At 47.5% G+C, this 24,404-nt stretch carries 17 protein-coding genes; 8 read left to right on the top strand and 9 right to left on the bottom strand.

The genetic code is table 11. The annotated features are described in order from the left end of the window. Nucleotides 1-103 precede the first annotated feature (103 nt). Nucleotides 104-1,078: a LysR family transcriptional regulator gene (locus NFR90_RS02260; protein ID WP_251450271.1), complete on the bottom strand. Its 975-nt coding sequence runs from the start codon at nucleotides 1,076-1,078 to the stop codon at nucleotides 104-106. 153 nt (nucleotides 1,079-1,231) lie between these two features. Between NFR90_RS02260 and NFR90_RS02255 the strand changes: the two genes are divergently transcribed. After that, a complete protein-coding gene (locus tag NFR90_RS02255) occupies nucleotides 1,232-2,989 on the top strand; it encodes a flavocytochrome c (protein ID WP_251450268.1) in 1,758 nt (585 codons plus the stop codon). Nucleotides 2,990-3,133: 144 nt separating this feature from the next. Here the strand turns inward: NFR90_RS02255 and NFR90_RS02250 are convergent, their stop codons facing one another. Continuing rightward, nucleotides 3,134-4,111 (bottom strand): LysR family transcriptional regulator, encoded by a 978-nt coding sequence (locus tag NFR90_RS02250; protein WP_251450265.1) that lies wholly within the window; start codon nucleotides 4,109-4,111, stop codon nucleotides 3,134-3,136. Between the two features lie 401 nt (nucleotides 4,112-4,512). On the opposite strand from NFR90_RS02250, the gene NFR90_RS02245 reads away from it, so the two are divergent. From NFR90_RS02245 to NFR90_RS02215, 7 genes are all read left to right on the top strand, one after another. Beyond that, nucleotides 4,513-7,176: a molybdopterin-containing oxidoreductase family protein gene (locus NFR90_RS02245; protein WP_251450262.1), complete on the top strand. Its 2,664-nt coding sequence runs from the start codon at nucleotides 4,513-4,515 to the stop codon at nucleotides 7,174-7,176. 3 nt (nucleotides 7,177-7,179) lie between these two features. Further along, entirely contained in the window at nucleotides 7,180-7,773 is a 594-nt protein-coding gene (locus tag NFR90_RS02240) for a 4Fe-4S dicluster domain-containing protein (RefSeq protein WP_160335900.1), read from the top strand. A 9-nt stretch (nucleotides 7,774-7,782) separates the two neighbouring features. After that, entirely contained in the window at nucleotides 7,783-8,601 is an 819-nt protein-coding gene (locus NFR90_RS02235) for a hypothetical protein (protein WP_251450259.1), read from the top strand. 74 nt (nucleotides 8,602-8,675) lie between these two features. After that, the gene (locus tag NFR90_RS02230; protein ID WP_251450256.1) at nucleotides 8,676-9,317 is read left to right on the top strand and encodes a TorD/DmsD family molecular chaperone; all 642 of its coding nucleotides are present in this window, start codon (nucleotides 8,676-8,678) and stop codon (nucleotides 9,315-9,317) included. A 222-nt stretch (nucleotides 9,318-9,539) separates the two neighbouring features. Continuing rightward, nucleotides 9,540-10,145 (top strand): 4Fe-4S dicluster domain-containing protein, encoded by a 606-nt coding sequence (locus NFR90_RS02225; RefSeq protein WP_251450253.1) that lies wholly within the window; start codon nucleotides 9,540-9,542, stop codon nucleotides 10,143-10,145. Further along, complete coding sequence (locus tag NFR90_RS02220; protein ID WP_251450250.1) at nucleotides 10,142-12,457, top strand: FAD-dependent oxidoreductase; 2,316 nt, start codon at nucleotides 10,142-10,144, stop codon at nucleotides 12,455-12,457. Before NFR90_RS02225 ends, NFR90_RS02220 begins: the two co-directional genes overlap by 4 nt. After that, nucleotides 12,408-13,544: a 4Fe-4S binding protein gene (locus tag NFR90_RS02215; RefSeq protein WP_251450247.1), complete on the top strand. Its 1,137-nt coding sequence runs from the start codon at nucleotides 12,408-12,410 to the stop codon at nucleotides 13,542-13,544. The genes NFR90_RS02220 and NFR90_RS02215 overlap by 50 nt, the downstream gene beginning before the upstream one ends. A gap of 47 nt (nucleotides 13,545-13,591) precedes the next feature. Here NFR90_RS02215 and NFR90_RS11750 read toward each other — a convergent pair whose 3' ends face one another. The 7 genes from NFR90_RS11750 to NFR90_RS02180 all read right to left on the bottom strand — a co-directional run bounded on the left by NFR90_RS11750 (nucleotide 13,592) and on the right by NFR90_RS02180 (nucleotide 24,386). Continuing rightward, nucleotides 13,592-14,503 (bottom strand): PD-(D/E)XK nuclease domain-containing protein, encoded by a 912-nt coding sequence (locus NFR90_RS11750; protein WP_443094410.1) that lies wholly within the window; start codon nucleotides 14,501-14,503, stop codon nucleotides 13,592-13,594. Further along, nucleotides 14,422-15,192: an AAA family ATPase gene (locus tag NFR90_RS02205; protein ID WP_443094409.1), complete on the bottom strand. Its 771-nt coding sequence runs from the start codon at nucleotides 15,190-15,192 to the stop codon at nucleotides 14,422-14,424. Before NFR90_RS02205 ends, NFR90_RS11750 begins: the two co-directional genes overlap by 82 nt. Nucleotides 15,193-15,492: 300 nt before the next feature. After that, entirely contained in the window at nucleotides 15,493-16,419 is a 927-nt protein-coding gene (locus NFR90_RS02200) for an ISAs1 family transposase (RefSeq protein ID WP_277612789.1), read from the bottom strand. Nucleotides 16,420-16,448: 29 nt separating this feature from the next. Beyond that, nucleotides 16,449-16,712 (bottom strand): hypothetical protein, encoded by a 264-nt coding sequence (locus NFR90_RS02195; protein WP_251450243.1) that lies wholly within the window; start codon nucleotides 16,710-16,712, stop codon nucleotides 16,449-16,451. Between the two features lie 560 nt (nucleotides 16,713-17,272). Next, a complete protein-coding gene (locus NFR90_RS02190; RefSeq protein ID WP_251450240.1) occupies nucleotides 17,273-20,317 on the bottom strand; it encodes a type III restriction-modification system endonuclease in 3,045 nt (1,014 codons plus the stop codon). A 5-nt stretch (nucleotides 20,318-20,322) separates the two neighbouring features. Then, nucleotides 20,323-22,305: a site-specific DNA-methyltransferase gene (locus NFR90_RS02185; protein WP_251450238.1), complete on the bottom strand. Its 1,983-nt coding sequence runs from the start codon at nucleotides 22,303-22,305 to the stop codon at nucleotides 20,323-20,325. Nucleotides 22,306-23,084: 779 nt separating this feature from the next. Next, nucleotides 23,085-24,386 (bottom strand): IS3 family transposase, encoded by a 1,302-nt coding sequence (locus tag NFR90_RS02180; protein ID WP_251450235.1) that lies wholly within the window; start codon nucleotides 24,384-24,386, stop codon nucleotides 23,085-23,087. Nucleotides 24,387-24,404: the final 18 nt, after the last annotated feature.

The raw sequence follows: 24,404 nt of genomic DNA, 5'->3' as shown, positions 1-24,404 counted from the left end.
ACCGGTGTCAAGAAGATAGTTCGGATGACAGAACTTACGCTACCTCCCATCACATGACCTCTAATTCTTCGGCTGCACACGCCTGAACCAAAAAACATTCCGTTTAGGAAGTCATGTACTCGTGCAAAAGCTCTTCGCCAAATAAATCCGCAAAGTCTTTCTCGTATCCGGCTTCTTTTTCAGCAAATTTCTCCGCAAACCAGTTCATAAAGATGCGTACATACGAAACATTCCAACGCGATCGATGACACGCTAAATAGTTTACCTGCGACGCACGATGCCAGCCGTCAAGAATCGGAACCAAACGCCCTGCCTTCAAATCATCAATGATGTAAAACAACGGAAAACCGGGAGAAACACAATCACCGGCAAGTACCGCTTCATAAATCAAACTCATACTCGTCCACTGAATCGGCATATTCAGAGTGATGCTCCGCCGCTCTCCTCCTCGGATGAGACTGTTGAACGGCGTAAAGGAATTTCTGTCGCCGGCAAAGGTATGACCGACCGGAACTTCCGCAAGCCTCGAGGGATCATCAATCCGGCCGTATTTCTTCAGGAACTTCGGAGATGCGGCCGGTATGAAAAGCATCCTGCCTCGAGGAATCAGCACAGCCTCCGGCATATTCACATTGCCCGTCACGGCCGCAATGTCTGCAGCTCCTCTTCTGAAGTTCTCCGTATTAACCGGACAGATCGCCTGGATCCTATGTCCCGAAAAATACTTCGAGTATTCAAAAAATAGCGAATGAGAAATTTTTGCAAAAGTATCCGGAATCATCATTCTGATGACCGCCCGATCCTTGTCCGTCTTCTGCTCCGCAATTTCCAGAATCTCAGCGTGCCGATCCAGCATATCCTCAACCAACGGCAGAATCTCAGCTCCTGCCTGCGTCAGACGAAACGGCCGCGAACTGCGGTCTAAAAGAGGAAACTTCAGTTCCTTCTCAAGCTTAGACACTTTGCGTGATATTTCCGCAGAATCACATTGACAGCGTTCTGCCGCCTTCTGAATACTGCCTAACTGAGTGAGCGCGATAAAAAGTTTCCAGCTGTCAATCTGATCACAAGCCTTCATTTCGTCTTCCCAATGGAGATTGATTTAATTATCAATTTATATTGATGATTTTATCAATATCATCCGAAAACAGTCGTTTTAAAAAAAAACAAATTCCGCAAACTTCATAAAATTTTTCCAACCTCTAATTCACTTGAAGCCAAGGAGAAATCAATGAACTCAAAAGCGTTTCAATTAACTGCGGCTGTTGCTGCGCTGCTCGCGGCAGGCTCTGTTAACGCAGAAGCCAATAAGGTTTTCTCATACACCGTGCAGGCGCACAATGCACCGATGACCGTTGATGTCATTATGAAGGAAGGCAAAATCGCAAACATCCTGACCGATAGCCGTGAAAGCAGCGGAGTCGGTAAATTCGCGATCACGGATCTCTCCAAAAAAATGATCCGTAATCAGACCGTCAATGTGGACAACATCACGGGCGCCTCTGTCACCAGTATGGCGCTGAAGTACGCAGTCAAAAAAAATCTTGAACAGGCCGGAGCCGATCTTTCTAAATTCCAGTCCAAAATCGCCAAAGCTCCGCTGAACGATTCCTATAAGTCTGAAGTTGTGATCGTTGGAGGAGGCGGCGCAGGCCTCGCAGCAGCCGCTTCAGTCATTGAAGCCGGCGGCACTGCCGTCATCGTTGAGAAATTAGGCTACCTTGGCGGATCGACCGCAGTGTCGGGCGGCGGATACAACGCCGTTGACCCCGAACGTCAAAATCGCCAGGGCGTCACCGACAGTATCGAGAAACATTACCAGGACACTATGCGCGGAGGCCACAACAAGAATAATCCCGAACTCGCCAAACGCCTGGTAGAAGAAGCGCCGGGAACCATGCACTGGCTTGAAGGCAAAGGCCTCGGTTTCGGCCCTAAAGTCCATACGATTGTCGGTGGTCTCTACCAGCGCGGACATGCAGCTCAGGGAGGCGGATTCGGCTACGTCAATGCACTGAGCCGCTTTATCAAAGCCTATCCAGATAAAGTTAAGGTATTTACCGACACTCAGGCCGTAAGTCTCATTAAGGACGAACAAGGTCGAGTCATCGGAGTCGAAGGCAAAAATGACGGCAAAACAGTAAAGTTCTTTGCTTCTAAGGGTGTCATCATTGCGACCGGCGGATTCGGCTCCAACGTCGACTTCAGACAGGCTAAAAACACCGGCGTATGGAAAGAAGTCAAACTCGATAAGGACATTCCGTGCACAAACAATTTCAAAGCATCCCAAGGCGACGGTCTTAAACTCGCAGAGCAGGTTGGCGCCAACATTATCGATCTCGACGACATTCAGCTGCATCCGGGCGGCACGCCCAAGACCGGCATTATGTCCAGCTGGCCAAGCGGAAGAAACCGCATCTTCCTGACTCCGCAGGGAGATCGTTTCATTAACGAAGACGCCGCCCGCGACACACTCTGCAAGGCTATTTTCAAGGAAGGCGGAAAATACTGGATTGTTTCCAACCATGTGAAATACCCGAGCCTTGACTATCAGTCCAAGAATCTGACCATCGGCGAAATGATCAAACTCGGACAGGCATTCTCCGGTAATACGGTTGAAGAGCTTGCCTCAAAGACCGGTATGGATCCTAAGAAACTTAAAGCCGCTATCCAAAGCTACAACGATGCTGTAACCGGCAAAGTCAAAGAAGACAGCTTCGGCTTTAAGAAATCCACCAAAGACGATCAGCCGATGACTGAAGGCCCTTATTACGCCACACCGATGGTGCCTGCGGTCCACCATACGATGGGCGGCATCCAAATTAATACGAATGCCCAAGTGCTGGATAAAAACGGTAAGGTCATTCCGGGTCTGTTTGCTGCCGGTGAAGTCACCGGAGGCGTACACGGATCAAACCGTGTCGGCGGAAACGGTATTGCCGATGCGATGGTTTACGGAAGGATCTCCGGACAATCCGCGCTAAAGTAATTTTAATCCTCTCTAAAGCCGCCCTCACCGGCGGCTTTTCGATTCTTTAAAAGCGCTTTCGGCGCTGATAGTGATCAGTTCACTCATCAAATGCGTGTTCCATGCGCATAAAACCGATCTTTTATCCAAAGAGAATCCGCCGTCTCACTCATAATTCTCCGCGAGCCCCTTGGCTCTTGCCTCTTCTATCGCGCTTCTTGCCTGCATAATCCGTTCAACACACTGCTTGTTCTCTACCTGAGAAAACCAGTTCACAAAATCACGAATCACAGGGTCCGACAAATAACGGTCTCGTCTGGCCAAAATGTGCATATTCCAGTTCTGCCGCTCCCAGCCGGGAAGAATCGGAACGATCTTCCCCTGTCTGAGCTCTTCCACCACATGTCCCAGATAGAGGTCCGGCGTAATGCCTTGATGATTCAACACCATGTTTCTGATCAGAAACTGATCGTGACTGAGATAAATGTTCTGCCAGTGAATAATATTGCTCGCGACGCCGTCCCGATACAAAATCATTGTCGGCGCATTGTTGGGCATGACTTGCAGCAGACCGACGTGCCGGCTTAAATCTTCCGGCGTGCGCGGAACACCATGAGCCTCCAAGTACTGCGGAGACGCAAACACCGGCGTGGAGTTGGAAACGACATGACGCGCGACAATCTCTGACTGATCCGCGGGCGACTGGTTCACCACCGCGACATCCGTGTCACCCGCTAAAAGCTCGCGAACCGTCATCTCGGGGAGCATGGAAAACTGAATCCGCGGGTTCAGATGAGAATACTGAAGAAGCTCCTGAGAATAAAACTGCTGAGTCATCTCCACGGGCGCAGAAAACCGAATCAGTATCTTCTGCGCCGTCCCCGCGCAGAACTCATCAAGCCTGCTGAACCCGTCTAATAGCGGAAGGACCATCGGGAGAATCTGCCGGCATCGATCCGTCGGGATAAAGGGTCTGCGGTTTTTAACTAACAGCTCAAAACCAATCTCTTTTTCTAATCCGGCAATCAGCCTCGAGACCTTCGCGCTGTCCAAATCCAAAAGCAGCGCAGTCTGTGTGATGTTGCCTGTCTCTACGGTCACGGCAAGTGCGCGCCAGGCAAGCAAATTATCCTTTTGCTTCATATCGTCGGGTGTGGGATGGAATCGATAGGATTAATCCTATAGTCAAATAACTGTGCGATCAATTTAATTTGTCTCAAAAACACTGAATTTATAAATATATCTTATTGAATACAAAAGACATTGTAATTTTTGAAGGCTGACAAATAAAAACCGCATGTCTGGAGTTTGTGAAGCAGGTCACAATAGATTTATCAGATTCCAAGAAAAGAGACCCCATCATGAATATCGACACTCAAATGCTGATCAGGGACCAAAGTTAATCGTCCAGCATAAAGACTGAAGCCCGGTCCTAAAAATCAATTAACCGCTTTTCTCAATCGGATGCCTTAAAAACATCCGAACAGGAGAATTATTGTCCGAATTTTCTTTACCCCACTCAATCTCACCTCAGGAGTGATTTTATGAAACTATCCGAAATCAGCCGCAGAAGTTTCGTCAAAGCAGCCGCCGCTGCCGGAGCCGCTGCAGCTTCTCCGTTAAAAGCTTTTGCCGCGGGCGAAGGTTCTACGCAAAAGAACGCCGCTCTGAAAGATGACACTCAGATCATCACGACGACATGCCGAGCCTGTATCCATAACTGCGGCGTCCGCGCGCATGTTCGCAACGGCCGGGTTGTCAAAATCGAAGGCGATCCGAACTATCCGATGAGCGAAGGTACGCTTTGCGCAAAAGGTCTTTCCGGCATCAACGCGCTTTACCATCCGGACCGCAACAAGTACCCGATGATCCGCGTCGGCAAACGCGGCGAAAACAAATGGAAACGCATCAGCTGGGATGAAGCGATCGATATCATCGCGCACAAGATGATGGAAGCCAGAGAAAAGTACGGCGCCGAGTCCGTTATGGCCTCCACGGGCGGCGGCGGTAACCCGCACTTTAGAATGATCGCGCGTTTCTGCAATATCTTCGGTACGCCGAACTGGTACGAACCGGGCTGCGCTCAGTGCTTCCTGCCGAGAACCTTGGCCTTCGGCATGATGTACGGCGGACCGTCCACCTCGATCGCCGACGAATGCGCGCTCGAAATCTATAACAAAAACACACCGATGAAAAACATCGTCCTGTGGGGCACAGACGTCTCATACAGCTGTCCCGCGGGCGGCGGCCACGCGCTTGCAAATCTCCGCGCCAAAGGCGTTAAGACAATCTCTATCGACCCGAGATTTGCGCCGAGCGCGGCTAAAGCCGATGTCTGGCTTCCGATTCGTCCGGGTACCGACGTCGCGCTGCAGCTTGCCTGGGTCCGCTACATCATTGCGCATAACCTCTTTGATAAAGACTTTGTGCTCAGATGGACTAACCTGCCTTATCTCGTCAACACAAAGACTCAGATGACCGTCAAAGCGAACGAACTCTTCAAAGACGGTAAAAAAGAAGATTTCGTGGTTTGGGATGCTAAGACCAATCAGCCTCAGCCCCTTCCCTATCCTTTCAATGATGCGCTTGATCCGGTTTTAGACGGCGAATTCTCCTATAACGGACAAACATACAAGACAGGCTTCCGTCTGCTCAAGGAACGCGCTGAACCGTGGACACTTGAAAAAGCCGGAGAAACCTGCTGGCTTAAACCTGAAAAAATCGAAGAAGCGATCAAGATTTACGCTGAAGGCCCCGGCGGCATCTCTTTGGGCGTTGCCACCGACCAGAACCCGAACTCGGTGCAGGCCGCGATGGGCGCGGTTATCCTCAACGCTTTGATGGGCTACGTGGAAAAACCGGGTACACTCATGAACCGCAATCCGCTTGCCGTTCCTCCGAAGAACAGCCTGGTTTCTCGCTGCGAGCGCCTGCTGCCTCCGGGACAGCTTGCCAAACGCCTGGGCGGTGTTGAATTCAAAGGCCTGCTCTCTTGGGACGCTGCCCAGCCGACAAGAATCCAGGAAGCCATTATGACCGGCAAACCCTATCCGATCAAAGTCTGGCTTGAACGCTCCGGCAATAAGCTCGGCGTCATCGGCGATGCGGGTTCTTGGGCGGAAGCCACAAAGCACGTGGACTTCATCGTTCATATGTTTAACTATCCGACCTCATTCTCGATGTACGCGGATATGCTGCTTCCGACAACCGAATGGCTCGAAACCGACTTCCTCGCAGAGTCGCTCAACACCGTTTGGGCTCGTCAGGCAGTCGTACACACTTGGGAAACTCGGCATGAAACGGTCATTTGGTCCAAGATCCTCAAGCGCTGCGGCGAATTAGGCCATGAAGTCTGCCGCAAATCCTTTGATCCGGAATTCATGGGTGCGGACCTCCCGCAGTGGGATTCCATGGATCAGATCCTCGATCTGAAACTCAAACCGCTTGGCATCACATTCGCGGAACTCAAGAAAAAAGGCTTTATCCAAGCAATGCCGTACGACAAGTGGAACAGCTACTACGTCTATAAGAAGATCAATCCGAAGACCGGTCTTCCGGTGGGTTTCGGCACCGCTTCCAAGAAACTTGAACTCTATGCGGACCGATTCATCACCATGGGCCGCACCGGCGCGCCTTACGCGCAGCAGAAACTTGACCCGGTAGAAAAAGATTACGATCCGCTGCCTTACTTCCTTGAGCCGTATGAAAGTCCAAACCGGGAAATCGCTAAGGAATATCCGCTCGTGATGACCAACGGCCGTCTGCCTATGTACCACCACAGCACGCTCAGAAACATTCCGTATCTGCGCGAAATCTACCCAGTTCCCGAAGTCTGGATCAATCCGGAAACCGCTGCGAAGTACGGTATTCAGCAGGGCGACTGGACTTGGATTGAATCCAAACGCGGCAAAACTCAAGGCAAAGCAAGACTGACCGAAGGCATCAATCCGGGCGTTCTCTACATGGAACGCTTCTGGTTCCCGGAAAAACTCTCGTCTGATACACTCGGCTGGAAGGAAGCCAACGTCAACGTGCTCTCCAAGAACACGGCTCCGTTTAACGATATGGTCGGCACATATACGCTGCGCGGCTACCAAGTCCGCATCTCCAAAGCCGACAAAGGCCCCGAAGGCGTATGGACCAAACCTGAACAGTTCAAAGTCTGGATGCCCAGCCCGTCTGACAACACACCGAAAATCGAAGGATAAAAAATGGCACAAAAAACACTCGTTATCGACCTCGACCGCTGCATCGGATGCTTTGCCTGCGAAGTGGCATGCAAAAACGAAAACAATGTTCCGCTCGGCGTCTACTACAACAAAGTACTTTCCATCGGACCGGTCGGGAAGTTCCCCGACCTGAAGCAGTACTTCCTGCCCACCGTCTGTCAGAACTGCCGTGAAGCGCCTTGCGTGAAGGTTTGCCCGACCGGCGCCTCTTTCAAGACGGAAGACGGTCAGGTGCTTGTGGACAAAGAAAAATGCATCGGCTGCAAAATGTGTATCGCGGCCTGCCCCTACGGCGCTCGTTCCTTCAATCCGGAAAACAAAGTGGTTGAAAAGTGCACACTCTGCCGTCACCTTCAGGAAGTGGGCGAGCAGCCCGCATGCGTTAAGGCCTGCTGCGCCAACGCTCGTCTGTTCGGCGACATCGATGACCCGCAGAGCGATGTTTCTAAGGCGATTGCCGCTGCCGGCGAAGAGAACGTGCACAGCATGCCGGACTCCGGAAATCATCCTTCGGTTCGCTACATTCTTCATAAGAAGACCGGCGAATGGGTCAGCAAACCTCCGAAGATGCTCTAAGGAGAAGAAATGGTCGGCGACTGGACATTATCACTTTTTGCAGCCTTACTCTGTTTAGGCTCAGGTCTTCTCGCTGCCTTGGCTGCTTCAGAGTTCTCGAACTTTACTGAGAGAACTCTGAAGACGCTCGCCTCGCTCGGTTTCGTCTGCCTCGCCCTCGGCGGCCTGGCGGCGGTTTCCAATCTCGGAAGACCGAGCATGATTTTAGGTGTCTTTGCCAATCCCGCTTCCCGGCTTTTCTGGGAGATGATCGGTGTGGCGGGCGCGCTGCTGACAAGCGCCGCATATCTGGCTGCGCTCTTCAGAGAGGCTGATCAGACTATAACCAGAGTCATCATCCTGCTCTCCGCGCTTTTTGCTTTCGTCGCAACCGCAGCACTCGGCGCAAACATGGTGATGAGCTGGCGTCCGGTCCTGAGTTCCTACACGCTGATGATTCCCTTCATCGGCCTGTACTGGACAGCCGCTTCTCTCAGCTTCCTGCTGGCGTGCGAATTAGAAGACGCGGACGGCGCCAAAGCAAGAGCGTCCTCTTTTGCAGCTTCTGCTGTAAGCGTCATCGGTTTTAGTGCTTATATCGCAGGTCTGCTTGCAAACCCGGACACTTCGGAAGCGGGGCAGCAGCTTGTCACCGGCGTTCTGAGTCTGCAGTTTTGGATTGGCTGCGTCTTTTGCGGCATTCTTCTTCCGCTTGCGGCCGCTCTGCTTAGGAAAGCCCGTAAGCTTTCTGCTTCTATCGGACTCATAGGCGTCTTTATTGCTTCGTTCTTATGGCAGAGTATTATTTTTGACATCGGACGAGCAGCCTGGCATTTCTTCAATCCTTAACAGATCAGTGCCGGCCGATTCAACCTCGTCGGCACTGACATCCCACAGGCGTTCAAACCAAGGAAATTCAAATCATGGCCTTTGACTATCTGGAATTACTCGATCTTGAAATCAACTACAAAGTGATCTCGCGCTTATTCGGCGAAGAAATCGATCAGGCAGCCGCGGACTGGCTCCTTAGTCTGGGCTTGGACGACTTCTGCGACGAGCCTTTAATTCGGCGGGGCGCGCAGATCATTCATGAAGAGCTCACGAAAGAGCAGCCGGATAATTATCTCGATCTTCTCGCAGCCGAATATGCCGCGGCGTTTATCGGCACCGCAGGAAGCAAAGCGGCCTACCCCTACGAGTCCGTCTATACGAGCCCTCAGCAGTTAGTGATGCAGAAAGCATTTGAGGATGTCCGTAAAATCCTCAACGCCCACGGCGTGTTCAATGACAGCGAACTCTACGACGATCATATCGCCATTGAGCTTCAATTCCTCGCATACCTGGTCGAAAAGCTAAAAAATACAGAAGAAACTTCGCCGGAGTATGAGCCTCTGATCGAAGATCAGGAGACGTTCCTTGATGATCATATCCATAACTGGGTGCCAAAGTTCACAAGCCAAATTAAGGCCAGCGTCCGGTCGCGGTTTTACCTTGGCGCTGCCATGATGCTTGCAGGCGCTATCCGCGAACACAATAGAATTCTTCGAGACCATCGCCTCAGTTAATGTCATATCTAAGTGATTTTTTGGCACTTTGTTGTTTTTAAGGAGTTCTTTGCAAAATCGCACTATTTGATGCATCAAAAAACACTCAGAATAAAGCAAACAAACTCACCCCATGGATAACGATTATGACTTCAGCCGCTGTCTGCTTCGGTTTGCGCCCTCCTTCACGATTCCTCGCGGCACTATAACCGCAAACGAAATCCCTGCAGCTTGGAGGCAAATATGAGTTCTCAAACTGCATCTGTCGGAAGGCGGGGCCTGCTCCTGTCATTAGGCACTTCTGCAGGTCTGTTCGCGCTGGGCTGGGGCGCGTCTAAAACTCAAGCCGAGCCTCTCATAAGACCGCCGGGCGGACAGAATGAGCAATTTCTTTCCAAATGCATTCGCTGTGACCGCTGCCGAAGCGTATGTCCGACGGATGTCATTGCGATCGGCGGTTTTTCCGAAGGCGTCCTAAACCTGCGCACGCCCGTCATGAACTACAAATACGGGTCCTGCGACTTCTGCCGCAAATGTATCGAAGTCTGCCCGACCGGAGCGCTTACGGATTACATCGGGGAAACCGTTCCGATCGGCAAAGCGCGTTTAACCGAAACCTGTATTGCGCTCAGAACCGGCGCCTGCACCAAGTGCAAAGAACAATGCCCGTATGACGCGATTTCTCTGGACGAGAGAATGATTCCGATCATTGATGAAGACAAATGCAACGGCTGCGGCGTCTGCGAACATATTTGTCCGGCCAACGTTCTTCAAGCTTATACAGGGCGTAAGGTCCGCGGCATTGAAATCGTACCGTTGGAGGTTAAAGATACTAAGGAGGCGCCGTGAAAAAATTCTCAGTTCTGCGAACGCTGACGCTTTGCCTCTTTCTTTTAGCGGTAGTGTCCGGCGTCATTTGGCACACCGGCTGGGGGACACTTTCTTCATTCGGCATCGGCGCAATCGCTCAGATCTGCCCGATCGGCGCGCTCGAGAGCGCCTTCGCGTCCAAATCTCCGACTTTACATGTCTTGATTTGCCTTGCCGTCTTTGCGGCAGTGATCGTGTTATTCGGACGTTTTTTCTGCGGCTGGCTCTGCCCGGTGCCGCCTTTGAGAAAACTCTTCGGCACAGAACCCAAACCGATCAAGGCGAAAGAAACCCGCGACAATGAACTGCAAGCCTGCATCCGCACTCAAAACAACGATACTGAAACCTCTGTTAAAGAGTCTGTTATTCACGAAGCGGCAGATTCATCCAAACAAAGCGCAATCCGTGCAGAAAACCTTCAGAAACAAGGCCCGTTCTTTGTTCTTGCCGCTGCGCTGGTTTCTTTCGCTGTATTTTCCTTTCCGGTTTTCTGTTTAATTTGTCCTGTCGGACTCACGTTCGCCTTGATCATCGGTACACTGCACATGCTGAAGTTCAATGACCCGACGATCACACCGCTCGTCATACTCGGCGTGCTCCTCTTTGAAATCTTCTTTTTAAGAAGATGGTGCAGCTTCATCTGTCCGATCGGCGCCTTTATTTCTTTAATCAGCCGCTTTAATAAGACGTTTGTTCCGAAGATTGACGCTCAAAAGTGTCTGAGAGCCTCCGGACTCAACTGCCAAGTCTGCAGAAATGCCTGTCCGGAAAGCATTGATCTCAGAAAATCAGTACCGAGCTCTGACAGTTCCCGATGCCTCAAGTGCGGCGCCTGCGCTCAGAGGTGTCCGGTTTCCGCGGTGTCTTTCCCGTTTTTTAAAGCCAAACAAAAAAACGAGACGACTCGTCAGGCGCCCAATCCCGTTTATTTAAAAAAGATTTTGCCTGCGGCAGTTTCGACACAAAAGTCCGTCGTTTCAAAAGAAACCTTTACGGCTCCGGAAGAAACCTTCACACTTAAAAACGCCAAACTTGAAAGCAGCCGATGCATCCAGTGCGGAGCCTGCGTTCAGGCCTGCCCTCAGCACAATCCGATCCCCGACGTACTGAAAGCGCTCGCAGACGGCGAGACTAAAGCGGCAGGACAAAAGCTTCTTCAGGCAGGCAAACTTCCGGAGCTGTGCTCGCACCTTTGTCCGAAGGATAAGTTCTGCATGGCGGCCTGCCCGTTAGGAGAGATTTCCGAGCCGGTGAACATCCACGCGCTCCTTTACTTTGCTTCTTCCAGAACGCTTGATCGAGGCTATCGGACGCACAGAGCGCGCACGAACCGCAAGAGTCCCTCGGTCGCCGTGATTGGTGCGGGTCCGGCCGGACTCGCGGCCGCGGATATGCTGCGTTCTCAGGGATTCAAAGTCACTGTTTACGAACGCGAAAATGAAATCGGCGGTCTGACTGCGTACGGGATTCCTTCTTTCAAACTGGCAAAGGATCGAATTATCCACCGCAGAAAACTCTACGCTAAATCCGGCATCGATTTTCAGCTTGGATCAGAAATTGCCTCCGCTGACGAGCTGCTCCGTATTACAGACTCCCACGACGCGACGCTCATCGCCGTGGGCGCTGAAGAACCCATCGCTTTAAACGTCCCTGGATCGGATTTAAGCTTTGTTTCTCAGGCGCTCCCCTTTTTGCGCGCAGATTCCAAACCGAATCCCGAGTCGTCTGCCAAGAACAAACACGTCGTTGTTCTCGGCATCGGAGGAACAGCACTTGACTGCGCGAGAACCGCGGTGCGACAAGGTGCTGCTTCCGTCACTTGTCTCTTTCGCAAATCGCTTCTGAAAGCAAATCCGCCGAGAGATGATTATGAATACGCACGAGAGGAAGGCGTTCAATTCCTCGAAGAATCGGTGATTCAGTCGATTGAAGCGGATAAGACAATTAGAGTCGCAAGGCCGGACGGCAGCGATTTAAAGCTGCCCGCGGAACTTGTGATCTGCGCATACGGTTTTAAAGGACCGTGTGATAATTTCATTAGAAACGCGGGTATCCTCCTCACTAAAGGCTCCGTAAGAACCGGCAATCCTAAGGTATTTGCCGCGGGAGACGCGGTCAACGGGCCGGGGTTTGTGGCGACGGCGATTGAAAGCGGTCAGCTTGCCGCAAAAGCCATTTCTGACTTTTTAAGTGCAGACTGTGAGAAGGTACGCCAATCAGCCTCCAAGAGAACAACAGAAAATGACGAATATATCAATAGAGGAAGACCTGCTGAACCGGTTATTAGCTAAGTGCAGCGCCGAAATTGAGCGTCACGCCGGTTCTGCGGACTACGCGAACATAACCTTTGAAAAGAACCGGTGTGTGAAAACGCTTTTTCCTAAGTCATCCTGCAATCAATGCGTTCAGGTGTACCGCGAGCAGGCGCTTTCGATTAAAGATCAGACGATCTCTATCGAAAACAGCGAATGCTCCGCATGCGGCGCCTGCATCAGAGCCTGTCCGACGGAAGCGTTCTCATACGGCAGATATCCGTTATTTGGCGTACTGGCCGCGCTTAAACATCGACTTCATAGCACGTCCGCGTCTTCTGCCCTTGCTTTTACCTGTCCAAAAGCCCAAAGCAGAAAAAATGGTGTTTCTGTCGGGTGCTTCAATGGCGTCAGTCCCGCGCTGATTTTGCTCGCCCATTTACTGTTCAATACCAAAATCGAGCTGCACAGTTCCGACTGCGAGCGCTGCCCAAGCCATAACGGAGGCTGTCCGACTCAGGTTCTGGCAGACGACTGCGAGACGCTTTGCGCAAAGTTAGGCGTTCAGTTTCGGCCGGTATGTGCTGAAGAAAATGACGGAGATAAAATCAGTCTTGGCCGAAGAAGAATCTTCAGTAGGCTTTCCGACCGTCTGCATGGAATCAGCGAAATTACTTCTTTATCAGGCGGAGCTCCTAAAACCGACAAAGTTTTTACAATGCCGGAGCGTGAAATGCTCATCGCGGCCATCGAGCTGCTTAAAGCGAGAAGGCCCGGCTTTGAGATTTCGGAGAAGATTTTTCCGCTCCCCGGCGTCATTAGCGGAAAATGCTCGGGATGCAATATCTGCACTTTGCTTTGCCCGACAGGATGTTTGTCGGATAAAACCGAGGACGGTCACTTCAAGCTGACCGCGGATCCGATGCGCTGCACTAACTGCGGAAGATGCATTGAAGCTTGTCCGACGCAGGCGATGGTCATGCGCGGTATTCCAGGGACTGAAGCGGTCATTTCCGATTCCGTCAGAATTGTTTTAACTGAGATTTCCGCGCAAAAGGACGAAGAGGAACAAACGGCGGAAGCCCGCATGAAAGAAATTTTTGATGTGCCGATTTATCGGAGCTGATGCTTCGAAAACAGCAAATCAGCGTTGAATTTTCTATTCCGAAAAGACTAAGGCTGCGGCACCAGCTCGTGCAACTTAACGAACTGTCTTTCCTCAATGGAATAAACGAGCACGACCTTCTTCAGTTCCGGACCGCTCTGCTGTTCACCGTAGTGCTTCGATGTCATTTGCTCAACCCAGGCCCGCAGTTTTTCTTCTTTGCTTTCACCTTTACGAACCACTTTAAATTCAAACACCCAGTGTCGATCACCAACACCTACCTCAAGGTCGCTTCTGCCATGAGCATTATGATGTTCAATTTTAGGATTGAGTCCGGCACCGGCAATGTAAACCTGAACATAAGCTCTAACTGAAGCTTCATCACGGACCGGGAAACCCTGAAAATCTATCGATAGGAATAGACGATTAAGGATATGAAACACTGATTCAGCAGAATCCTCTCTCAAGACCTCTGCGATAGAACCGGCTCCCACCTCGCCTGCTGTACGACCATTCAACAAACAACTCGTATAGTGCTGCGCCATCGCAGTCCTTACTTCTACATTGGGATAATCCAGATAAACCGTGTTTCCAAATCTCACTGATTTAATGGTCAAATATCCCGTTTGAGTCAAAAGTCCAATATCGGAGAGTGTTTCAATATCGGATGCTCCTGACAATTCGGATAAAGATATCGTTTTTTCTCGTCCGTACTCTTCAGGATTCCTAAGCGAGTGCGACTTCAAATACTCGATTAATACAGAAGGCCGGCCGCCGCTTTCAAACCAATAGTCTATCAGTCCGTTCTCAGGCGATGATAAAAACTGGAGCAAAGACCAAGGGGAAAAAACCCGGATGCTTGCGCTCCTTTCAAAACAAAAACCGTCGTAACGATTTATCAGTTCTGTAAAAAGTTCGTCTTTATTTCGACAAAGTTTTTTTGCTGCACGAGAAAGAAATTCAGAAAAGTACTTCTCCACTTCATACGGAGTGTATCCCAGAAGGCTGCCGTAATTAACATCAAGTGACAAGTCGGACAGGTTATTGAGCCCGGAAAAAATACTTGCTTTATTAAATTTGGTAATTCCCGTAATAAACGCAAAACCCTATCATTAGATTTTAGGATTGCGTAGAAATTGGCCATAACAGCCCTAACCGATTCAAATAAATCCTTATTATTCAAGCAGCCCGTAAGCGGAGCATCATATTCATCAATCAGAATAACCAATGAATTTCTCGGCTGCGCTCTCATCCATGTAAATAGCTGATCAAAAAAATCATTCAGCGGATCAGGAACATAATTAAACCCAAACGGAGAAAAGCTTCCACTAAGGATCGCCATGAATTTCTTGGAAAACACCTCAACAGATGAAAAGGACGGTATTAAAGAGAAATCCAAACCCACTACATTGTAGGTGCATTCCTCCTTCCAGAGATTTTCAATAGCCAAACCTTTAAAGTCTCGCAGACCATATTTAAAAAGAGATTCAAAAGTAGATATCAGCAGCGATTTTCCGAACCTCCTTGGACGCGCAAGAAAAAATTTCTGCGATTGAGAGGCTATTTGATAAATAAGTTCCGTCTTATCTACGTATATCTGATTTCTTAATCGTAAAGTAGAAAAGTCTGATGTACCAACCGGAAGTAACTTATTTTCAATATTTGCCATTTTTTCTCGCTTCAATTAACCTAAATTTTAACCTCCCGATAATCAAAGCTAAACAAAAAAGAAGGCAGGTAGTTGAAAATACAGGGCGTACGCATGAAACTTTTATCCAATAATCCTGGTTAAAGCGTCGAGAGCGATACTGGGAGCATTGAATTGAGCCATGTATCGCTTAACACTTTTTGCTGTTTTACCCGTGTTGTTTTCTTCCTCTTTCTGCGTCTGCCTAATTACTCCTAGCGCCCATTTATGGAAAAGAGTGCGATTTTGTAGGTAATTTGCGTTCTTGCATTGAGTTCTGTCTTAAAAGAAATCTACATCTAAGACATAGTGCATGTCATTTTCAATACCCCAGTAGCGCCGTACAGCCCTCGCGCATTGTTCGGCAATGTGTGTATTGAACCAATTTAATGAACAGATGAAATACCTGTCTAAGGAACTTATTTGACCGGCTGCTTTGTCAACAACCTCCGTCGTAGCCTTGATTATGGTTCCTTCATCTAAGCCGATCCATTTCTTTAAATGATCTGCCATTAGGGCATTACCTGGTAAAACCGAGATACGACGAGTCTCTATTCGGCTGTGTCCCAGTTCAATCTTCTCGATCTCTAAAGTCCGAGTGTCCAACCTATCGACAAAGCACAACTGAATATCGTAATAAAGAGTTTCTTGGTTCTGTTTAACGGCCAGGCAGTAATCAGCGCCTTGTTCAATCAGCTTTGCCGCAAATTTCTCTTGAGTATGAAGAGCATCGGCCGTGACAATGCTGCCTCTTAAATCTAATCCTTCAACCATGTCGGCGGCGTAGGTTATTTCGTTATGTCTTTCTCCGATTAGTTTTTGTCCAAGAGCTATTCCATTATCCGTATCGTAGAAAGTAAGAATGTACTTGCCGTTCTTTTGTGTCGAGTTTTTTGAGGCCCGAACTGCCTGCCCGTCAACCGCAACAACCCTAGAGGTAAATTGATGCAACAGCGGCTTAACCTGTTTGCTATAGAAGCTTTGGAATTGATCCGGATCAATAAGCATTAGCAGGCGGCGAACCGTATCATGAGAAATATCTTGTTTTGGGAAGTCTTCAAAGATTGACTCTAACGCCGGACGGTTGTTCTTCCAGTAGTCAGCAATCTGAACACAATTAGTTTGACCGGACAGGCTGCTTAATAACGAGACTAAATAGACGTAAGCCAATGGATACACAACTTTCCCGGTCTGTCTTGTGTCGCTAATTTCTTCTTCACAAGCCGTACGTACAGTTTTTACTGTTTTTTATTATCAGCAGTGTTGATTTTTGCCTCTAAAGAAATCACTTTCTGTTTAAGAAGGTAACTTTTCGCGTAGGTAAATTTGCCATCTACTACGGTGCCAACCTGAGTGCGTTTTTCTCTGCCACGTTTAATCTTTTGATCGTATACATAAGTAGATTTAAAAACATAGTACCGATTGGTCCGTTTATCCCAGTTGAGACGACAACCGGTCGGAATGATACTTTCCAATTCTTTCTTATCTATTTCATTAGGCATAATATTAACTACATATGAAACATATGTATATTATATAAGAAATACGATCCTTTGTGTTTATTTTTAACAAAAATTTAAATTAATTTATGCGTTCGCCCTGCTCACGAACTGAACGCCATCCTGTTTTAACTTTTGCTTAAGCCAACGCCAATAGTTGCCGGCCTTCGTATAGTCCGGCTCATCATTGATAGCACGCACCACGTCAGTAGCCGAAACCACCAGCAGTTGTTCTCGTCATCCCAGACCGCCCTCACCTCGCGATCATTGAAAAACCGTATTGACTTCTTGCTCATTATTATGGCAATTAGATTTATTAAAGGCTGATACTACAATCCAGCCTCCCAGTTTAGAAGTGTCTCGCTAATGTCGTCGGCAACCTAATCGAGGCTTTGCGTATGAAGTTCCTCATACCTTTTTATGAGCCTGTTTTGGATTTAGTCTTGTTCGCTCAATCGGTCGTGCATCTCCTTGCTAGAGATACCCAATTTCCGTGCTCCGCGTTCAATCGCCATTACAGCGAAATGAATCCTGCGGTAAATGTCGTTGTCTGTATCCGTGTCCTAATCTATTCCGTTGATTATGTCGTATAGTTTATCGAATTTGTCAACGACACCATATCGAGTCGTATTAGTCGAGATCGAGTTGAATAGGCGTTTAGCACACTCTGTTTTGGCAAGTTCTACGCCACGAAGTTCCATCTTGTCGAGTGAGCCTTTGGTTTCGGCAACAAAGAACACATGGCGAACTGCACCCTCCTCGAAAACTATCGCCCAGTCAGGTGCATAGTATCCGACGGGTGTAGGAATTTTGAGTTTGCGGGGAAGTTTGGCGAAAATCAGAACCTCCCTTGCACCTTCCAGACCCTGTGCAAATTTTTTCTCTTCGTCACTGTCATAGGCTACATATGGGGTAATGTGTTTTGACAACTCGACTGCCTTGTTGACATTAAGCCTATGCTCAGGCACAAAGATAGTGCTGTCGTATGGATCTGCCTTAGTCGGATTGTAGGTAATATGATCTACAATCATAGTCGCCTTTTCCGCTCTGATGGTCTTAATGACATTGCGGATGAATTCCTCAGGGTTGTTCTTGAACAACAAGGCCTTAATGCCTATACCCTTTAGAATTTTAACAACCGTGCGCCGTGTTAATCGTGCACCTTTAGCAATGTCTCCGACAACATCATAAGGCACTGACGAAGTGGAAATGTCAGTCAGTTCGCGAGTGGTAGATTTCGTGTTACCAAACTCTGTTACGTTTTCCTTATCTTGGTCGCCTGTAACCATAACATACTGTAGTTTGGTAACTGTGAGGTTCTTCTTAAGGTTAGCGATAGCCTTTTCAATCAGTTCCTCGCTGTCATAATGAACAGTATAGACGTATTTATGATTAATCTCATTCCAGAGTTTTTGGAATCGTTTGTCAGTGAAATTGTTATTAAGTTCATTTGCCGCAGTAGTCGGAGAAACTTCCTCTACCATCTCTTCAAGAACTTTGGGATTGAAGATACCGGCAATAAGTTTCTGCATACCGATTTCAATTTTCTTTATAGGAGAATCTTCCGGCAAAATCATCAACTCATCAGCTTTTGCATCAGCGTGATATTTTGGTGTCAGATTACCATTTCGCGTAATATATCCGCTCTGATACAGATAACCTAAAATTAGAGTGGTATCCATCAAGTCAATGGTATGCTTTTCTCCGTTGGAATCCACTACCACTTTGCCGATGAAATAATCCTGTGATGCTGCTGTTACACGGTTGCGCAGAGCCTCGCGGGTTTCGCGTTGAAGTGCTGTGGTGAAGTCGGTATAACTCTCGTTGGCAATAACGGTAAGTTGGTTTACCTCATGCACATCATCACCGAGTAATTCCTTGTCTTGGCGAATACCGTTCATGTCAACGCATATACGCAAGCCGCGTCCTACCTCCTGACGCTTGGCTGTGGTTGAATTACTGTGGCGCAACGTACATATTTGGAATACGTTGGGATTATCCCAACCTTCGCGGAGTGCGGAATGGGAGAAAATAAAGCGAGTCGGTTCCTCAAAACTCAATAGACGTTCTTTATTCTTGAGAATAAGATCGTAGGCTGAGATGTCGTCCGATATGTCTGAGCCGCGCTTGGTTTCGGAGTTCACCGTACGCCCTTTCTTGTCGATAGAGAAGTAACCCTTGTGCGTTTCGCAGGGTTTGAAACTGCGCAGGTAATTATCGTATGGAGTATCAAAGACGGTGATAAAGTCATTAATAATCCTGGCGTATTCCTCCTCAAATATCTTTTGGAATTTACCCTTCACCTCATTACCTTCATCATCATACAGACGATAGTGGCTTACTTCATCAATGAAGAAAAGCGACAAGCACTTGATGCCACGATTGAAAAGTTCATTTTCTTTTTGAAGATGTGCAATAATTGTCTGGCGAATCTGAACACGTTGCATTGCTTCCTCGTTAGTGTCGCCAACGACCTCTCCACAATATAGAGTATCACCGTTAAGGAAGGTAACTGACCCTCGACCGCGAGGATTGATGTCTGTAATAACGAAATCATTATATTGGGCAAGACCCGATGCAGCGGCGAGAGAATCGTTTACGCCAAATTTCCTTATTTCACGTCGGATTGATCCGTCTTTACGCTTGCACTCCAATTCTATGCGGACTTCCGGGGCGTGGTTTGGAGACAACACAATTCCGTCGATATACATATACTTGCTCGTGCCTTTGAGGTTCCTGACTTCAAAGCCTTGCACCTGAATACGCTTTACAAGTTGCTCCTTGTAAGCATCATAAGCGTCAAGTGCGTATATGGTATCGTGTTTGGTCTTATGGGTTGCGGAATAGTTAAGCACAAAGAGTGGTTTGAACTTTGCCAGCGCGGACTGAGTAGCTGCACCCTCCATCTTCTGAGGTTCGTCCATAATGATAATAGGACGGTTGGCTGCTATGACATCAATCGGACGTCGAGAGCCAAATTCGTCACGCTTTGAGTAGATGATGCGACTCTCCTTGCTTTTGCCACCCTCTTTCATTGATGTTGCAAAAGCCTGGATATTAATAATCATAACAGAGATCCCGCTGTCTTGCGAGAACTGGTCGAGCTGATTGAGGTTGGAACTGTTATAGACAAACCAACGGGCTTTCTTTCCGTAATGCTCCATAAAATGGTCTTCAAGCATACTGAAAGATTTAGCGACACCCTCTCGTATAGCGATGCTCGGCACAACGATAATGAACTTACTCCAGCCATATTGCTTATTTAGTTCAAACATCGTTTTAATATAGACGTAAGTCTTACCAGTGCCAGTCTCCATTTCGATATCGAGATTCACAACGCCATGTCCGAGGGCAAGAGATGTGCTCGGCACGATTTGGTTTCTGATCTGCATCTCCCTGATATTGTCAAGGAGCTGCTTTTTATCGAGTTCCACATCGGCATTGCGATAGCCGTCTTCTTCATCTTCGAAGAAGATAGAACCTTGGGCTATCCTGCCGATGTCTCGACGGTAATGTTTCGGGTCTCTTTTCGGCTGACCGCGGAACACGTTCACCGTATCCTCGACAGCCTCGGTCTGATACCCCTGTATCTTAAATTGAAATTTCATCAAGCTTAGAGGATATGGGTTGTTATCTTCTTTTCGTTAGAATAAGATTCGATGATTTGGTCGAAATTATCAAGCACATTGTCGTTAGCGGCAGATGCATCGCGAATGACAAGGTGCGTGGGTAGCAGTTTCGCCATTTCTTCGATAGTAGTTTCGTTAACGTCCGTGTCGAAACAAGCGAGCAGGTAATCATCGTCAACAGAGAACACCTTTTTACCTGCTATTTCTTTTTGCTCTATCTTGGCAGAGAGTTCAATGCCAAGGTCAAGCATTACTTGGAACAACAGGTCTTCCGGTGTACGATCTGCCTTGATGTTATTCACAAGACCATCAAACAGCGAAGGATCAAACTTTTCAGGAGTATAGAACACGTCTTCCATATTTGACGAGTCGAGTTTGAGGACACGGAAGCCGGTGTCAAGGTCTTGACCTTGCAGACCTGCTTCCTCTTTGACTTTCTTTCCTGCGCGGCGGATGCGTTCCTTGCCTATTTCACAAATGTTGGCATAGCCGACTTTGTGAGCCTCACTCTTTTCATCCGTGACTTCGGGAAGCTGCACCATTATAAACTTGCGATTGCTTCCGTCCTCAGAGTTGAGTTTCATAACAGCATGTGCTGTGGTGGCACTTCCACTGAAGAAGTCGAGAATGATGGAATTTTCAGTATCAATCATTTCTAGCATTTGATTGATGAGAAAAGTTGGTTTAGAGTATTCAAAAAGTTTTGAATTACCTAATAAAGACTTTATATTATTAGTTCCATTTTGATAATTCATTTCAGGTTCATTCCAAATACTCTTTGCTTTCGTTCGCTTTACACTATCTTTGTCTAAATAATCTTTCTGAAAAATATCCCATACTTTTTCGCCATCCCGTTTTACTTGTTTTCCAACAAGCTCACTGCCATCTGCCATAATTTTTTCCTTAGACCACCTCCAAGTTCCCTCTTCGCCAGTAGAAATTTGTATGGGAAAAACTTGTATAGAGAAAGAGCCATCTTTATTTAAAGACACCTCCTTAGAAATAGGATTGATGTACAGAGGAAAATATAATTTAGGTCTATCTGTACGTCTCCAAAAACCACCTCTCATTCTTAATCCTAAGAGTCTATACTGCCCATTAACGTCGGAATATTTATACTCAGATATCATATCCTCGGAGAGTTTGTGCCCTATAATTGAAGATAACTCCCGGTTTTTAGAACACAAAATTACATATTCATGTAATTCTGCAATTTCAGCAGACGACATAGAGCCTCTGGGATTACTTTGAACAATTATAGTTCCAATTACGTTCCTTTCTCCAAATATCTCAGAGCAAATTTTGTGGAGATTATCATATTCATTCTCATCAATAGAAATGAAGATGACACCATCATCTGAGAGTAAATCACGAGCAACTTTGAGGCGAGGATATATCATGTTCAGCCAATCGGTATGAAAGCGACCATTGGCTTCTGTGTTGCGTTGCATGGGGTCTATTGTTTGATTGCCTTCTTCATCAAACAAACCATTGCGTTGCTCGAAATCCTCTTTACCCTGCGCAAAGTCATCGTTATAGACGAAGTCATTGCCCGTGTTATACGGAGGGTCAATATAAATCATTTTTACCCGTCCGAGATATGTCTCACGGAGAACTTTGAGCACGTCAAGATTATCTCCCTCAATGTAGAGATTTTCAGAATCAAAACCGCCGGGAGTGCCATCTTTCCCCACAGATTCCTCTCGGCATGGACGCAGAGTCTTGTTTATAGGCTCATTGGCGAGGCGCGATGCCGCACGCTTGTCGGGCCACGTAAATTGATAACGCTCCTCGCCTTCATCGAGCATTTCGTTCGACAGCTCGGCGCGTAGCTTATCGAAGTCGATGGCGAGCTCGGCCATGCCGTCCTTACCTATTCGTTCAGTGACGCACTGCGGAAACAACGCGGCAATCTTCTTCACATTCCCGCCTACCACATCACGGCTTTGCATTCTTAGTTTATCCATAATTATAAGTGTTATAATTGTTCCAAAAAGTGGTAGGTAGAATATCCTTCTATCACTTTTTCTCAGGTTTAGAGAACTTGTCCCAAAGTTGCTGAGTTTTCTGTTTAATACCCATCAATACATAAACTCCAAAAGCGATTTGGAGATTATCTCCGTTCGCGTGTACAACTAAGAAGCCCTTCTCTTCATCTGAAAATTCATTTCCCAGTCGTTTCTTTATCTGAAGTCTATTGACAGCGTATATCTCATTATCCTCTCCATCCGAGGCAACTTACTGAATACAAGATAGTAACAAATCTGCAGCGTCAATTAGACGTCTACTCCCAGTACGGTCGAATTCTGAAATTAATGCAATAGCATCTAAATTGGCTAATCTCAGATATTCATCCTTAAGCATATCATTTGTATAAAAATTTGAATATACTTTGACGATGTCTTCATATTTAAGATTATCGGGGAAAGTATTTTGTCAAACGACAAGTTTAGTGACCCGTCGCGTGAACTGCCCCCATAGACTGCGACAGTTAGCGCGTAAAAGTAGTAGAACAAATAGAATTCCTTTAGATTTTACCTTACATGCAACAAGCTCTGCTATTTCCTATTGTATTTTCCTATGCGTTAGGGGAGATTTTGTCTGAAAGCGTAGCTGAAAGACAAAATCTCCCCTAACGCATCGTTTTTTGCGCTCACTTTTCTTAGCGAACTAGCCGGATATCAATCGGTAGCCGGAATTACATGCTGCCTTTGAACTCCTCCGGCGATACATACCCTAAAGAGCGTTAAATGCGCTCAGTGTTGTACCACGTGATGTAGTCAACGATGATTTCCTGAGCCTTTGCTCTCGTCAGCTCTATTCTTTCCTGCGTAGTCATTCTGCGGAACGTCTCACTTTTCATATGCCCGTAAAACGTTTCCATGCTTGCATTGGCAAGGAAATATCCTTTCCTAGAATAGCTCGGACGGGCTCCGAGTTTTCTCACTGCTTTCACGCAGGACATACTTGTATAGGTTCCACCTCTATCGCTGTGGATGACACAATCTGATGGCAACAGTCCTTCCTTCGTCGGAAGCTTATCTGACGTAGCTAACGCTAATTGCAGCGTTGCACTCGAACCAGTTTCCCAAGCAACTATCTTATGGTTAAATAAATCTTTGATCACGCTCAGCACAACCCCGCCCTCTCTTACCGGGACAAAACTCATGCCCGTGACAAGTTTTGTCATCGGCCCGGATGAAGAGAAATCTCGTTTCAGCATGTTGTACAAAGGTTCCTGAACAGGCTCAAGCAATTCGGTCTTGTAATAGATTCTGCGCTTTGGGCGGACTCTTGAATTTAAGCCATGCAGCCTCATGAGTCTGGCGACGCGTTTATGGTTATTAATGGCAAAGCCATTTAGTTTGCGCAAATACACCGCCATTCGCTTTGCTCCGTAAGCAAAATTACGACGTTTTTGGAGCTCAGAAATCTGAGTGACTAAGGGATCATTTTCTTCAGCTCTTAATTGTTTTTGCCGCTTCCTGTAAAACGTGCTCCGATGGATTCCTAGCCAGGAGCAGGCCTCCTTTATTGGCACTCCTTTGCCTTTTAAAGACTCAACGATTGAGACAATATTTGATTCAGAGTGGTCTTTTAAATTAAAGTTTTTGGTAATCCACTCTTTGATTGCAAATGTACAGGCTAAGACGGACGTAATTAAGCAGTGCATATGCTCGTCTCCGGATCTGCTGCTATCTCCAACTATTGCACATCCTTTGCGATTTTTTAATTCGGATTTAACCCGTCGTTGAACCGAACGTGGTTCCAGACCATAGAACTCAGCTGCCTTTAGCGAGGAACGAAACTTCCCTTCCATAACTTGTGCCGCAATAGAACTTGTGAAAGCCCGAGATACGGCCCTTTTGGATATCTCGTTCTTTCGGGACTGGGTTATGACGGACTTTATAGTACCTCTATAAACGCCAAATTGAATTGCAAGCTTAGTACAGGACAGGCCTTGACCATGCAGCTTAACTATTTCTTTGCTTTCAATGGTGGAAAGCAGGGATTGTCGCTCTTCAGAGGCAATCCAATCACTGCTCAAGAGGGATTTAGCCTTCCA

It is taken from the genome of Parasutterella muris (assembly GCF_943193095.1).
In the GTDB taxonomy this organism is placed as follows: domain Bacteria; phylum Pseudomonadota; class Gammaproteobacteria; order Burkholderiales; family Burkholderiaceae_F; genus Parasutterella; species Parasutterella muris.
Note: the sequence above shows the minus strand (reverse complement) of the source record. Positions and strands in the feature narration are given on the sequence as shown.